At 45.4% G+C, this 15,152-nt stretch carries 13 protein-coding genes; 7 read left to right on the forward strand and 6 right to left on the reverse strand.

Translation table 11 applies throughout. The features are described 5' to 3' along the window. Position 1 precedes the first annotated feature (1 nt). From VEJY3_RS22230 to VEJY3_RS22240, 3 genes are all read left to right on the forward strand, one after another. Positions 2–1,717 (forward strand): efflux RND transporter periplasmic adaptor subunit, encoded by a 1,716-nt coding sequence (locus VEJY3_RS22230; protein WP_014234680.1) that lies wholly within the window; start codon positions 2–4, stop codon positions 1,715–1,717. A gap of 2 nt (positions 1,718–1,719) precedes the next feature. Then, the gene (locus tag VEJY3_RS22235) at positions 1,720–4,860 is read left to right on the forward strand and encodes an efflux RND transporter permease subunit (RefSeq protein ID WP_014234681.1); all 3,141 of its coding nucleotides are present in this window, start codon (positions 1,720–1,722) and stop codon (positions 4,858–4,860) included. Between the two features lie 64 nt (positions 4,861–4,924). Next, positions 4,925–5,491: a cupredoxin family protein gene (locus VEJY3_RS22240; RefSeq protein ID WP_014234682.1), complete on the forward strand. Its 567-nt coding sequence runs from the start codon at positions 4,925–4,927 to the stop codon at positions 5,489–5,491. Between the two features lie 72 nt (positions 5,492–5,563). On the opposite strand, the gene VEJY3_RS22245 is transcribed toward VEJY3_RS22240, so the two are convergent. After that, positions 5,564–6,898 (reverse strand): ferric reductase-like transmembrane domain-containing protein, encoded by a 1,335-nt coding sequence (locus VEJY3_RS22245; RefSeq protein WP_014234683.1) that lies wholly within the window; start codon positions 6,896–6,898, stop codon positions 5,564–5,566. 211 nt (positions 6,899–7,109) lie between these two features. Here VEJY3_RS22245 and blaCARB point away from each other — a divergent pair, with 211 nt between their 5' ends. Both blaCARB and VEJY3_RS22255 read left to right on the forward strand, forming a co-directional pair. Further along, on the forward strand, positions 7,110–7,961 hold the full coding sequence (gene blaCARB, locus VEJY3_RS22250) for a CARB/PSE/RTG family carbenicillin-hydrolyzing class A beta-lactamase (RefSeq protein ID WP_014234684.1): 852 nt from the start codon (positions 7,110–7,112) through the stop codon (positions 7,959–7,961). Between the two features lie 300 nt (positions 7,962–8,261). Then, the gene (locus tag VEJY3_RS22255; RefSeq protein WP_024372867.1) at positions 8,262–9,320 is read left to right on the forward strand and encodes a sensor domain-containing diguanylate cyclase; all 1,059 of its coding nucleotides are present in this window, start codon (positions 8,262–8,264) and stop codon (positions 9,318–9,320) included. A gap of 78 nt (positions 9,321–9,398) precedes the next feature. Here VEJY3_RS22255 and VEJY3_RS25880 read toward each other — a convergent pair whose 3' ends face one another. Continuing rightward, positions 9,399–9,551, reverse strand: coding sequence for a hypothetical protein (locus VEJY3_RS25880; protein WP_014234686.1), 153 nt, complete (start codon positions 9,549–9,551; stop codon positions 9,399–9,401). 255 nt (positions 9,552–9,806) lie between these two features. Here VEJY3_RS25880 and speG point away from each other — a divergent pair, with 255 nt between their 5' ends. Continuing rightward, complete coding sequence (gene speG, locus VEJY3_RS22260) at positions 9,807–10,346, forward strand: spermidine N1-acetyltransferase (protein WP_014234687.1); 540 nt, start codon at positions 9,807–9,809, stop codon at positions 10,344–10,346. 100 nt (positions 10,347–10,446) lie between these two features. On the opposite strand, the gene VEJY3_RS22265 is transcribed toward speG, so the two are convergent. Further along, positions 10,447–11,571: an OmpP1/FadL family transporter gene (locus VEJY3_RS22265; RefSeq protein WP_014234688.1), complete on the reverse strand. Its 1,125-nt coding sequence runs from the start codon at positions 11,569–11,571 to the stop codon at positions 10,447–10,449. A 579-nt stretch (positions 11,572–12,150) separates the two neighbouring features. Between VEJY3_RS22265 and VEJY3_RS22270 the strand changes: the two genes are divergently transcribed. Then, the gene (locus VEJY3_RS22270; protein ID WP_014234689.1) at positions 12,151–12,576 is read left to right on the forward strand and encodes a universal stress protein; all 426 of its coding nucleotides are present in this window, start codon (positions 12,151–12,153) and stop codon (positions 12,574–12,576) included. Between the two features lie 127 nt (positions 12,577–12,703). Here VEJY3_RS22270 and VEJY3_RS22275 read toward each other — a convergent pair whose 3' ends face one another. From VEJY3_RS22275 to VEJY3_RS22285, 3 genes are all read right to left on the reverse strand, one after another. Next, a complete protein-coding gene (locus VEJY3_RS22275) occupies positions 12,704–13,381 on the reverse strand; it encodes an SDR family NAD(P)-dependent oxidoreductase (RefSeq protein ID WP_014234690.1) in 678 nt (225 codons plus the stop codon). Between the two features lie 2 nt (positions 13,382–13,383). Beyond that, positions 13,384–13,854, reverse strand: a complete 471-nt coding sequence (locus VEJY3_RS22280; protein ID WP_014234691.1) for a YhcH/YjgK/YiaL family protein — start codon at positions 13,852–13,854, stop codon at positions 13,384–13,386. A gap of 61 nt (positions 13,855–13,915) precedes the next feature. Beyond that, a complete protein-coding gene (locus tag VEJY3_RS22285; protein WP_014234692.1) occupies positions 13,916–15,073 on the reverse strand; it encodes an exo-alpha-sialidase in 1,158 nt (385 codons plus the stop codon). Between the last annotated feature and the right edge of the window lie 79 nt (positions 15,074–15,152).

The following is a 15,152-nucleotide window of genomic DNA, read 5'->3' on the forward strand; positions in this document are numbered from 1 at the left end:
AATGAGTTCGAATTCTATCAAAATCGCCACCATCGCTTTAATAGTAGGTGGGGCTTTAGGCTTTGGTTTCAGCCATTTTAATCCGAGTGCCAATCATGAACTAATGGCGGCTGAGGATAGTGCGTCAAATAGCTCAAACGATCCGCTCTACTGGGTCGCCCCGATGGATCCTAACTACAAACGAGATAAACCGGGCAAGTCACCAATGGGGATGGATTTGATTCCTGTTTATGCTGAAGATCTCGCCGGAGCACAAGATAAGCCTGGCACGGTCACCATTGACCCTTCTGTCGAAAACAATCTTGGGGTTAAAACCGCTCAAGTTTCAGTAGAGAAGTTATCACCGCGTATTGAGACCGTTGGTTACATTGCCTTCGATGAGAGTAAGTTATGGCAAACTAACGTTCGTGTTGCTGGTTGGGTTGAAAAGCTCTACATCAACGCCGTTGGTGAAAAAGTAAGTAAAGGTGACGTGCTATTCACACTCTACTCACCTGAACTGGTTAAAGCGCAGGAAGAGCTGCTCAACGCGTACCGTACTGGCCGCAGTGGCTTAGTCAAAGGCGCGACTGAACGTTTGGTCACACTTGGTGTCGATCGCTCGCAAATCAAAGCCATAACTCAGCGCGGCAAAGCTTCCCAAACCATCGCTATTAAAGCGCCAGACGACGGTATTATCGCCAGCTTAAATGTGCGCGAAGGCGGTTACTTATCACCTGCTCAAGCCGTGATTAGCGCTGGTCCACTGGAGAATGTTTGGGTAGATGCAGAAGTGTTTGAGCGTCAGGCTCACTGGATGAAAGCTGGCAGCAATGCAACTATGACGTTAGACGCGATTCCGGGTAAAAACTGGCAAGGTACGGTTGATTACGTCTACCCCATTCTTGATCCAAAAACCCGAACCCTGCGCGTGCGCCTAAAGTTCCCAAACCCTAATGGCGAGCTTAAACCAAACATGTTTGCCAACATTGCGCTACAACCAGTCAGTGACGATGCCGTGCTGACTATTCCTAAGTCTTCCGTTATTCGCTCTGGCGGTATGACCCGAGTTGTCCTCGCTGAAGGCAACGGAAAGTACCGTTCTACCCGAATCAAAGTCGGTCGCGAAGCCGATGACAGGGCCGAGGTATTAGAAGGCCTAAGCCAAGAAGATCGTATTGTTACCTCCGCGCACTTTATGCTGGACTCAGAATCAAGCCAAACGGCCGATCTTTCTCGTATTTCAGCTCCGCAAGAGTCGACTGCGGAAACGGCTTGGGCGAAAGGAGAAATTACCGATGTAATGAAAGACCATCGCATGCTCACCATCAATCACCAACCAGTACCGGAATGGGATTGGCCAGGCATGGTGATGAACTTTACCTTTGCCGACAACGTGGAAATGGGTGATCTGCAAAAAGGTCAAAACATTGAATTTGAAATGCAGAAAACCGATTCAGGCCAGTACGAAATTATTGATTACAAAGCAGATGGCAGTGTCGTTGCTACCGATGTATGGCTTACGGGTGACATCAGCATGCTCATGGCTGACTTTGGCATGATCACGCTAAATCACATGCCTGTTGCAGAATGGAACTGGGACGCTGGTGAAATGAACTTCACAGTAGGTGACGAAGTCAGCTTATCTGGTTTCAAGGAAGGCCAAAAAGTTCGGTTTCTAATCGAGAAGCAAGGCACTGACTACGTATTAAAACAACTCGAAGCGATTGAGGGCTAACTATGATTGGAGCAATAATCCGTTGGTCTATCAACAATCGCTTTATGGTGTTAATCGCCACCTTAGTGGTTGTGCTATCAGGGCTTTACAGCGTAAAGAATACACCTGTTGATGCTATTCCCGATCTTTCTGATGTTCAGGTGATCATAAAAACCAGCTACCCAGGCCAAGCACCGCAAGTCGTTGAAGATCAGGTCACTTACCCGCTTACCACAGCGATGTTGGCCGTTCCGGGCGCAGAAACAGTGCGCGGCTATTCATTCTTCGGGGATTCGTATGTTTATATCATTTTCAATGATGATACCGACATGTACTGGGCGAGATCCCGTGTTTTAGAATACCTAAGCCAGGTAGCACCGAAATTGCCGCCAAGTGCAAAACCGACGCTAGGTCCGGACGCGACAGGTGTGGGCTGGGTTTACAGCTATGTACTGCAAGACAAAACAGGGCAACACGACCTTGCTGAGCTTCGTAGTTTTCAGGACTGGTTCTTAAAATACGAACTTCAAACGGTTGATGGGGTTTCTGAGGTCGCCACTGTTGGCGGGATGGTCAAACAATACCAAGTCCAGATCGACCCAGCCAAACTGCGCGCCTACAACCTCACTCTGCAGCAAGTCAACATGGCTATCCAGAACGGCAACCAGGAAACGGGGGCGTCCGTTGTGGAAGTGGCAGAAGCGGAACACATGGTTCGCACAACTGGATACTTAACCAGCATCGAAGACATTGAATCTCTGCCAATCAAAGTGACCGACAAAGGTACGCCGCTCCTACTTGGAGACATCGCAGACATCAATCTCGGCCCGCAAATGCGTCGCGGTATCTCTGAGCTAAATGGTGAAGGGGAAGCCGTCGGCGGCGTGATTGTGATGCGCTACGGTGAAAATGCCAGCGAAGTCATCAGTAAGGTCAAAGAGAAGCTGGATGATTTGCAGCGAAGCCTGCCTGATGGCGTAGAAATCGTATCAACTTACGATCGCTCAACGTTGATCAATGCAGCGGTAGACAATCTTTGGAAAAAACTCGCCGAAGAGTTCATCGTGGTAGCGATCGTTTGTGCCTTGTTCTTGTTCCATATCCGCTCTTCTTTAGTCATTGCTCTTAGCTTGCCAGTGGGTATTTTGGCTGCCTTTATTGTGATGCACTATCAAGGCATTAATGCCAATATCATGTCACTCGGCGGGATAGCTATTGCCATCGGGGCGATGGTGGACGGTGCGATTGTGATGATAGAAAACGTCCATAAACACATCGAACGGACGCCACTTACTGACAAAAACCGTTGGCAGGTAATTGGTAAAGCAGCCGAAGAAGTGGGTGCTCCCCTATTCTTCTCGCTCCTCATCATTACATTGAGCTTTGTGCCGGTGTTCGCGCTGGAAGGGCAAGAAGGCAAAATGTTCTCGCCTCTCGCCTTTACTAAAACGTACGCGATGGCCTCGGCGGCGGCTTTGGCTATCACGTTAGTCCCAGTATTAATGGGTTACTTTATTCGCGGTAAGGTACTTCCTGAACACAAAAACCCAGTTAACCGCAGCTTGGTGGCACTTTATCGTCCACTGCTGAACCTCAGTTTGAAGTATCCAAAAGCGATGATCGTGCTGGCTCTTGGGCTAATGGCATCGGCCTACTACCCGACCAGTAAACTGGGCAGTGAGTTCATTCCGCCTCTGGATGAAGGCGATTTGATGTACATGCCGACCACCTATCCGGGTATATCTATCGGTAAAGCACGTGAATTGCTCCAACAAACCAATAAGTTGATCAAGACCGTACCGGAAGTGAAAACGGTTTGGGGGAAAATTGGTCGCGCGGATACGGCAACCGACCCTGCCCCGCTGACGATGATCGAAACGGTTATTCAATTTAAACCACGTGAAGAATGGCGTGAAGGCGTGACAACAGAATCTTTGCGCAAAGAGTTTGACCAGCTGGTGCAATTCCCTGGATTAACCAACGCCTGGGTCATGCCGATTAAGACTCGTATCGACATGCTCGCAACTGGCATCAAAACCCCTATCGGGATAAAAATCGCCGGCCCTGACCTGAAAGAGATCGAAAAAATTGGTGCGCAAATAGAGCCAATTCTTAATAACGTCTCTGGCACCTCATCGGTTTACGCTGAGCGTGTTGCTGGCGGTCGCTACGTCACCATTGATATCAAACGCCGTGTCGCTGCGCGTTACGGTCTGAATATCAAAGATGTTCAACAGGTGATTTCCACTGCGGTGGGAGGCATGAATGTCGGTGAAACTATCGAAGGTCTGGAACGCTACCCGATCAACGTTCGTTACCCGCAAGACTACCGTGATTCGGTGGTGAAACTGCAAAACCTACCGCTGGTAACACCAAACGGTGCACGTATCGCGCTCGCTGATGTGGCCGATATCCGCTACGAAGATGGTCCACCGATGATAAAAACAGAAAACGCGCGTCCAAATGGCTGGGTGTTTGTTGATATCGACGGACGAGATCTTGGTTCGTACGTGATTGAAGCACAGCAAGCCGTCGCGGATCAGCTGGTTTTACCTACAGGCTATTCTATTGCTTGGTCGGGTCAGTATGAGTACATGGAACGCGCGAAAGACCGACTCAGTGTGGTCGTGCCGATTACTTTAGTGATCATCATGATGTTGCTCTACTTCAGTTTCCGTCGCATCGGAGAAGTCTTGATCATCATGGCGACGCTGCCATTGGCGATGGTGGGAGGCTTGTGGTTAATGTACAGCCTCAGTTACAACTTCTCGATTGCGGTAGGGGTTGGCTTTATTGCCCTTGCGGGTGTCGCTGTTGAGATTGGGGTCATTATGCTGGTTTACCTCAACCAAGCATGGCACCACAAAAAACTGGATACAGAAGAAAAACGCCAGCCACTGCGCTTAGATGATCTGACTAATGCGATACGCGAAGGAGCAGGTCTACGTGTGCGTCCAGTGATGATGACCGTACTCACCGTCATTATTGGTCTGATTCCAATCATGTATGGCGACGGGACAGGCTCGCAGGTAATGCAACGTATTGCTGCCCCGATGATCGGTGGTATGGCATCTGCCTTACTGCTAACTCTACTGGTACTGCCAGCGATTTTTATGCTCTGGAAACAGCGCGAAGTAAAACCTAACAAAAACACAGAGAAATAAACATAAAACGCTATGGTTCCAATGACCATAGCGCACTACCTCATTGACGATAAAGGAAACCGATATGAAAAAGACACTGATCACTCTTGCTCTGACCTTAGCCTCTGGCAGTGTATTTGCTCAGATGGATAATTCAACCATGAACCATGACAACATGGATCACGGCTCTATGCCTATGGAACATGCGCAGAACGACAGCATGCCTATGGACCATTCCAACATGGATCATTCTAGTATGGGAGGCATGGTAGCAACGTCTGCCGTCGGCATGCCTGCAAATGGAGCGAAACCGGATAAAGTCGTGCACGTTCTTTTAAGTGATGACATGAAAATCACCTTTAAAAAAGAAGTGAAGATCGAACCCAATGACGTTGTCCAATTTGTGGTGATGAATACGGGAAAAATAAATCATGAGTTCACAATTGGCTCAGCCAAAGAACAGCTAGAGCACCGTGAAATGATGAAAAACATGTCTGGCAATCATATGCATGATTCAGATAATGCCGTAACGGTTGAACCAGGAAAAGCTAAGCAACTCTTGTGGCACTTCCACGGCGACAACAATGTCGAGTTTGCGTGTAACATCCCAGGCCACGCAGAAGCTGGCATGGTGAAAAAACTGAAGTTATAACCTTCAGTGACGTGACCATCCATAAAACAAAAGGAGCGAATTACCGCTCCTTTTATTCTTTCAAACGGATTCTTACCTCATCACAAATAGCTCTTCATGATAGTGATGCTCGGTGTCGAATCGATACTCCATCAACTGTTGCTTCAATGCTGAAGAAAATGCTTCAGGCCCGCAGAAATAAAGCTCATAGTCTGCCAAATTACCACACTGCTTAACGATGTGTTGTGCGTTAAGTCTTGGCGAAACCTGAGTATCAATAACACTCAATTCAACGTCCGCGTGATGAGCACAACGCCATAACTCATCCACTAGTTGACTATCCAATCCGCGTGCACAATAGAATTGATGCACTGGTTGATGCGATTTACGCTCTTTTAATGAAGCGAGTATTGCAAAAAAGACCGCAATACCAACACCACCCGCTATCCAGATCTGAGGTTTGGATACATCAAACTCTAATCGACCATAAGGCCCTTCCAGAGTGACTTCATCGCCTGCTTTTACCCTTTCACATAAATCTGTCGTAAAGTCACCTAACTCTTTGATCAAGAAACGTAACTCTGGTTCACCATTAGCGGAGGCGATGGTAAACGGATGCGGGTCTTCATCGCCAAATCGTATATAGGCGAATTGTCCTGCTTTATGCCCCTGCCAAGAATCTGTTGGGGTGAGTACTAATTCCATGACTCGAGCCTGTGGGAAAAAGCGCGTCGATTTCACTTTCATATTGTGACGGTTAACTCGGCCAACTAAACCCGACAAGCTATAGATAGCCGCAGCGCAGCCAATTAAGGCGAATGCGATAGAAATATAGAAAATCGGCTCCCCCCAATAGGCTCGCTTGATCAACAACACAGAGTGAACCGCAATCATCAAATAGACCGCCGCCATCATGCGATGCGAGACTTTAAAGGGCTTGTACTTCACGACAGTCCAGAGCGAAATAACAAACAGCACAACTAATAAATAGAAGCCCCATTCGCCAAGACTAAGGCCAACATCACGCAAGTCAACAATCCAGGATTCCAACGCGGTTAAGTTATTCCCACTAGGCCCTTCCCCGGTATGTTTAAGCGGTTTTTCCAGCATTCCAGACTGGACTAACCATTTGGGCACTTGATAAAGCAGCCAATGCACAATACCTAAACTCACCCCCGAAATACCCAACCACTTATGAACCCGGTAGGCTTTATCCATACCATTCACCCATTGTTCTACAACAGGTAAGCGCAGTGCTAGCACCATAGCAATAGACATTAAGGCGAGTGATAGAACACCAGAATACTGAATCAGCGCTGAGCGCCAATAGAAAAACTGCGTCGATGAAAGCAGCTGTGGTTCACTCAAACACCATATGACCGAAACGACTGCAATCACAAGACATATAGAATTCCGTACTGTTTTCATGTTCACTACTCCACCACTGACGACAATTCTAGTTTAGTGCACCATACGTAAAGCAACGTAAACCAAGGTAAAGCAGAGAAAAACGCATCACTTGAGAGGAATTCTACAAAAAATCTACAGGGATTTAACAGTCGTTAGCGCACTCCATCGCTATAGTCACGGTTGATTTCGCATCAATGCGAACCAGAAAAATTAATAAAGATAATCACTCATGAAAAAGTTATTTTTTTTGCTTGCGCTGATGGTCGCCTCACCTTTAAGTCACGCATCGAAACTACATGAAGACGTTTCTCTTCTTGAGCAACAGATCTCCGGACGCATTGGGATCGCCGTCTGGGATACTCAGACCGATAAACACTGGGCTTATCGTGGTGACGAACGATTTCCTTTAGTCGGAACCTTTAAGACGTTAGCTTGCGCAACCATGCTGAGTGAGATGGATACCGGTATCCTCAAAAAAAATGCCACCGCGATTGTAGAAAAGCGAGATATGGTGATGTGGTCTCCCATCATGGATAAACTGGCTGGGCAGAATGTCCGTATCGAGCATGCCTGCGAAGCCGCGATGTTGATGAACGATAACACAGCGACGAATCTCGTACTGAGTGAAATCGGCGGGCCTAAGTCGGTCATGCTTTTCCTGCGTACCATCGGAGACAAAGCCACCAGACTCGACAGCGCTGAACCGAGCGTCAACGAAGCTATGCCGGGCGATAAGCATGACACGACAACGCCTAACGCTATGGTAAACACACTTGAAACACTGATCGATGGTGATGCGCTCTCTTATGAATCTCGAATTCAATTAAAGATATGGATGCAAGACAGTAAAGTGTCTGATCCACTCATGCGTTCCGTTTTACCGTCGGGTTGGTCTATTGCCGATCGCTCAGGAGCAGGTGGCAACGGTTCACTTGGCTTTAACGCCATCATCTGGAAAGAAAACCATAAACCGGTATACATCAGTATCTACCTGGCAGAAACCGAGCTGTCGCTTCAGGCAAGAGAGCAACTCATCGCCCAAATTAGCCAACTTATTTTGTATAAGTACCGAAACATCTAGCAACGAAAATGCAGTGCCCTTCCCTCCCTTAACAAGGGCACTTTTTACGCTAAGCTATCCAAGATTTCTCCTACGTCTACCTTCTTAGTAGTATTTACAGTCACTCTACTCCTACTGTATACATTTTTCGGGTTATTAATTCCTATCACCAGATAAAGTGATTTAGTTCTCACTTTGCGTTAACACTAGGGTGAAATAGGCGACAAATTAATCGCATGTTATTCAGCGTTAATATTTTTCTTGAAAATATCTAAGCGTTACTTATTGTTTATATTAAGGGAATGCCCGAGGAGATGGCTATTGAGACTTGAAAGAACATTTGCCCCCACTGACCTATCGACGCAAAACATGGAAAGTCCGATATGTTTGCCGATCGGCTTTGTTCACTTTTTGGCTCAGTCACAAACCTTACAGCAGGTACTTGATACCGTCGCAGAGTGGATTCACCGAATCTTTGAGTCTGATCGTGCAAGTATTACTTTGTATGAAAATAGTGACTTCTTGAAGGTCTACTCTTTTTCTGGAAACAAAGCGATCCCGACAGATTTTCTCGTGCCAATTGCCCAGTCTTTCGTTGGCCGAGCTTTTGATACTCAGCAATTGATCATTTGTGACGACTTAAGCCAATCCGATGAAATCGATTGTGTCATGCTGTCTTCAAGCGGAATGGGGACGTGTATGGATGCGCCCTTAATGCACGGCAAGGCTTGTTTGGGTACGCTAAATGTCGCCCACAATCAAACCCACTTTTACACTAAAGAACAAGCCTCGCAGCTGCAATGTATCGCGAACTGGATTGCATTGAATATCGCTTTACATATTCAGGTCATGAAAATGGAGCATCTTGCGAAAACGGATGATCTGACGGGAATACCAAACCGCAGAGAGTTCATGCGTGAGATTGAAAACCGCCTTTCAGATTACCGTACTCAGGGAATCAAGTTCCACGTAGCTATTCTGGATTTAGATCACTTCAAGAAGTTAAATGACAAGTATGGGCACGATGCTGGCGATAAATCGCTGATTCACGTAGTTAATACCATAAAGGGTCATTTGCGTGACTACGATTTACTTGCGCGAGTTGGAGGCGAAGAATTTGCGATTGTCCTTCGACGACGATCATCTCAGGAAGCACTTGATACATTAGAGACCATTCGCAACGCACTAGAAAGCACCGTCATGAAACACTCTGGCCTTGAAATGCCGATAACTGCCAGTATTGGGGTTACTCAAGTGTGCAGTGTTGATAATTCGTTTGAGCCACTGATTAAAAGAGCTGACTTAGCGTTATATAAAGCAAAAGAAACGGGTAGAAACCGCGTTGAAATAAACCATGAAGCCCAAAATAAAAAAAGGTAGCGACCTAAAACGCTACCTTTATCCCTACTCGCGCTGACTCCAGACTTACTCAGGCACCAGCGAGATGAGCAGATTCAATTATGCTTTCTTAAGGTCTTTAGTTGGGTATGTTAACGTCGCTTCGCCCGCTTTTACGTGTGTGTAATAACCGCCGCTGCTCACACCTCTAACTACCATTTTACCTAGGTCAACACCCTTAGTTGCAACTACTTCTTCGCCGATTGAAAACATATAAAATACCTTTTATTCAGATTTAGACAATGAGTCAATGCGAGGTATTTAATATGAAATAGCATCGTTTACCTAATCAGCTTTTTTGTCGTTAGGATTAAGTTTTTTACTATTTATCCCCCCGCTCCTTGCTATTTTTCGACACGGATAAACTTCACTAAATCATAAAAAAACAAGTAATAAAATTCCGTATAGTAAGTTAATATTTTCACACATAAGAATAGGAGCAACACCTGCTCCCATTGGAGAAGTATCATGACGAAAGGGCTTAAAATGCGTGCGTTAGAACGATCGGACCTTCGTTTTATCCACGAGCTAAATAACAACCGCAATATTATGGCTTACTGGTTTGAAGAACCTTACGAATCTTACGATGAGCTAGAGGAACTGTACCGGAAGCACATTCATGACGATGCAGAAAGGCGCTTCGTTGTAGAGGATATTGACGGTATTGTTATCGGCTTAGTTGAGCTTATCGAGATAAACTACATCCACCGAAGCGCAGAGTTTCAGATCATCATTGCGCCGGAGCACCAAGGCCGTGGCTACGCCATGGAGATGATACACAGAGCGTTAGACTATTCATTTTCTATCCTCAATCTGCGTAAAATTTATCTATTGGTCGCGGTAGAAAATGAAATTGCAATCCACTTATATAAAAAGTGTGGGTTTATAGAAGAAGGCCACTTAATTGAAGAGTATTTCATTAATGGTGGTTATCGAGACGTTAAGCGTATGTATATTCTGAAGCATCAATATCAAAAGTCGATGGAAGAAAAGAAAGAGAGCAATTAATTCGTCGCAGCTTCAGCCTCCCCAATCAGCTATAAATAAAAACGCAGCTTAATCACTGCGTTTTTATTTAATCTAAACTCGGGGTACCGATTAATTCTTATTATTGATTTTTCCAGCTATAGCCGAAGCTTAGGAAGTACAACGTAGGGTCTTTGTATCCGGCTAGCTTAGTACCATTCGCCAACGTCGATTCCGACGAGTCAATGATGACAGCTTCAAATGCGACGCTTACCGTATTTTTCTCGTCCCACTTGTAATCAACGCCTGTGCCTAGTCGGTATGCATCACCAGTAGGAACAGTAATGTCCCCCTTCGACTGATCCTCATACATGCTGCTATCAAACGCCACACCAGCATTCCACATCACTTTGCTATTCACCTCATACTGAGTACCAAAAGCGACCTGATAAGTATCCTGAGTATCGACATTCAATGTGGTTTGGTACTCGCTCCAGTCTTGCCAGTTCACGTTACCCATCCACGCAAACTTATCATTTATCTGCTGATAAATACTGAAGATCACTTGTTGAGGTGCAACAGATTCTGAGTTTTCAAACTCAAACTTCGTCTCGCTCGAGTAAGATAGGCCGAAACGTGTCCCTGGAACCAACTCGTACAGAACCCCAAAGCGACCATTAACCTGAACATCGGTATCATCATCTTCGAATGAGAAATTATTATTTGCCGAGCTGGCGTTCGCTTCCACTTGATATTTACCATACTGAACACCGAGCGCAGCCCCCACCGACCACTGGTCATTAATTCGATAAGCAGCACTCGGCTGGACAGTTACCGCTTGCGTAATCGCGGTAGGAATATCTAGTTTAGCAACGGTTCTGTCCACCAACCCTTCGTAGCCCAGTCCAAGACCATAGTTTCCATATAGACCGATACCCAATGTCCATTTTTCGTTCACTTTCTGACTATAAAATGCAGAGCCCATAGGAACAAAACCAATTACGTTACCCGCATCTCCCGCTAATGTATCCAGCTGTGCATCGCCATAAAGACTGATTAAGTGACCAGAGAAAGATTGACCTGAAACATTTGCCAAACCAGCAGGGTTTGCTGCCATAACTGACGCATCCTGTGCTCTTGCAGCCATCCCTGCAGATGCGAGACCGATGTCCGTTGTATTCGTTTCGTATAAGTACAAACCAGCTGCTTGAACCGTCGCGCAGCTTAATAGAGAGCCTGCAACGATGATTTTTGATAGATTTTTCATAACAAAGCCTATTATTTTTAGATAGAACCTATGCCACAGTGAACCGATGTAGGTTATTGAAAAACACTGCCGTTGTTACAAAGCATAGGTCTCAATGAAGTAGAGCGCGAAGAAAGTATTGAATCGATAGTCCAGATTTACTTTTACTCTCCCAAACCTTACTCATATTGGTATAAGGACACGCGATGAAACTGCATGCCCTATGAGATTGTCAGTGTAAAAAACGGTCCTACTCTGGCCGTTTAAAGCCAGTCTATTTTCATTTGCTGTTTACTAGTGAAGAGTAAACACAGCGACAAAAATCAATTTCTGTCTCAATATTTATACACATGAAAGCACTCTGTGCCTCCGCCTCACGCTCTTTCCGACTAAACCGTGAATAAGCAGCGATCATGAGGCTCAGTGCATCGTCAAAACCAAAATTAGTGAGCGAACAGTCAATACTAACAAATCACTCCAACTCATTACTTTTATTGATCTTTATTTACACCTTTAACTGGTTTCGCGATCTTGTCGACACAATTTTTTGTCAAGCCATACTATGCTTAGGGTGAATATAATCCACTTAAGGGCGTGGTTATGAAATACAAACATATTCTTGTCGCACTAGAACTTGCTGATGAAAGCACAGTGCTGATTGATAGAGCAGTAGAAATGGCAAACTACCTCGACTCCGACATTTCATTCATCCATGTGGATGGTACTCATGGTGAAATTTATCGCGAGCTCGTGGATATTAAAGCTAACCCAGATCATGTACCGCTAAATGAGCATTCGATGGAGTGTCTAAAAACGTTCAGCGATTATATGGACTACCCACTAAAACACTTCTTTGTGGGTACTGGCGATTTGGCTGACAAACTAGAAACAACCATAAAAGAGCAAGAAGTCGACTTACTGATCTGTGGTCACCATCAGGATTTGTGGAGCAAACTTATCTCCTACTCTCGTCATCTAATAAATAAGTCACCAGTCGATATTCTGGTTGTGCCTATTCACGACTAGTATTTTCAAAGTTCCAGCGCGGATATGTACGATGCATAAAACAAAAGCCAGTAGTTTTAAACTACTGGCTTTTTATTAAGTACATCCACATAACCTTGATTCTATCGACTAAGCAGAACCGCTCCCTCTAGAGAGATGCTCCTCCGCACATGACCAGTTCCTGACCTGTAATCGCGCTAGCATGCGGTGAAAGAATAAACTTCACGTACTCTGCCACTTCGTAAGGAGAAATAAATCGCCCCATTGGTGGAAGCTTTGGTGGGGATGACTTTCTGTCTGGGTTTAGCAGCATCGGCGTTTCTGTCGCGCCAGGAGCAATGATGTTGGCGGTAATACCTTTCGGCGCTAATTCAGCAGCCCAACTGCGTACCATGCCAAATAAAGCTGATTTAGTCGCGACGTATTGCGAACGACCAGCAACCCCTTTCGACGTGCGGCTGCCAATAATCACAATTCGCCCACCATCGCCCAGTTTTGTCGCAAAGTGGTTGGCTAATATTTCTGCTACGTGTACGTGAAGGTGCCAGACAGACTGGCTCTCTTCGATATTCAACTCACCTAAAGGGGCTGCCACCATTTTCCCCGCAGCATGGATAACCGCATCAACCGAAGGCAAGGTTTCCAGACAGCTAATTAAGCTGTCAGTGTCAAACAAATCGACGGTCTGACTGACAAAATTAGGATTCTCATGTTCAACTTTGGAACGGCTTAACCCAGTAACCTTCCATCCTTCGGAAAGTAACGTTTCAGCAATTGCTTGCCCGATACCAGAGCTTGCGCCTGTAACGACGGCATGACGACTCATGATCATTCTCCCAAGATAGATAGAGGGACTTTGAAAACGGCTTTTCGGATTTGCTTAGGTTCTGAAACCATACACAAAGCCTGATGAGGCTCACCTGGCATGAAAATAGCGAAGTCACCTGGTTTGAGGTGCACCGATTGAGACAGCGTTGGATTCGTTAAAATTAATAAATCCGGTTTCTTTTCTTCCGCTTCTTCATCTGAACAATCAACAACACCGTAATTAATAATTTCTTCACCTTCCAATACAACCTGTATATCGGCATACAGATGATGAAACTCTGTGTGTCTTACTTCTTGTTCTTGTGTTTGCGCCGGACCAATATTAACGAACCACTCTTGATCAGATAATTGAATTTTTCCGTCATCTGATTGAATAAGCGAATCAAATAAGCATTCTGGATGAGATAAAATATCTTTAAACGTTTTTGGCAAACCAGCAGTGTTTAGTGATAATAGATTTCCACATATCATAATAGTATCTCTTAATAGCCGGTAGCCCGATATATCAGGCTACCGTTTTAGTTGCGCCTATTTATAGGTGATTGATACGTACATATTTAATTGCTTGGCGGAAATATGTATAGGCAATATGAATCGCGCCGTCGCTAGATTGAGTAATCGTCGGGTATGAGAATTCACGATTGAGTTTTTCTTGTGAATTGTTGGTCATACAGAAGCCATCACCCTCGTCGAGGTTCGCAACGATTTGCCAGCTTGCGCCGTCATCTTTAGAGATAGCCAGTGACATTGGTGCACGAGGTGCTCCCCAGAATGCACTTTTTCCATCGATAATTTCAGGTTCTTTTGCATCGCTATCGTCTTCAATTTCATCATACAAGGAGCTACGACGATCCGTTGCACCTTCTGCACTCATATTATTAAAGACCATCGCCAGGTCACCGTTGTTCAACGCGGTAAGCTGAATCGAAGAGTTATTGTTTGGCAGCTCAGTCGGAACTGGCGCACTCCAGGTCTCACCATTATCGTGGGAGTAGCTTTGGTAAATGGAGTCAGCCCAACGACTGCGGTATACCGCGATTAGAGAGCCATTTTTCAATAGCGCTACCGACATGTGCACGCAACCCAAGCTTTCTGGTACGTCTACGTCTCTCCACGTTTGACCCTTGTCTTCCGAGATCTTCACGCTGCTGGTGTCGTAGTTACCCACCCATTTCTCGCCCGGTTTGATAGTGCAGTTAAATATTGGAAGTAACCAGTTACCATTAGGTAAAACAACAATAGGCTGACGGATAAACGTTCCAGGCTTGTCGATTAATACATCGATATCTTGCCAAGTTTCACCCAAATCAAAAGACTTACGGTAACGCACGATAGCTGTATCTTGGTTACCCGCAAGTTGAGCTGTCCAAAGCAACCAAAGTGTGTTGTCTGGATCCAAGAATAATACTGGGTTTTGTTCAGAACGCTCTGGGTCATTAGACAGTTTGACTGCCGGTTCCCACTCATTCGAATCTTTACGTAAGCGTGAACACAAAATAGAAATATCAGACACCCCTTCCTGAGTTCCTGCAAACCAGGTACATAGCAAGTCACCATTTGGTAAAACAAGCAAATTCGATGCGTGGTTTTGAGGATAGTCTGAAGGTAGCATCGCGTTATAGTATTGCTCACGATGCTCAACTGGCACTACTTTACCGTCACGTTCTACAGTAATAGCTTCTTGATTCATTGAATTTGCCCTATAAATTAAAATTTAAAACTTGAGTAAATACAGCTCTCTGTTTTAGAGAGCTATATTCGTAACCGAG

The sequence above is a fragment of the Vibrio sp. EJY3 genome (genome assembly GCF_000241385.1).
Classification (GTDB): domain Bacteria; phylum Pseudomonadota; class Gammaproteobacteria; order Enterobacterales; family Vibrionaceae; genus Vibrio; species Vibrio natriegens.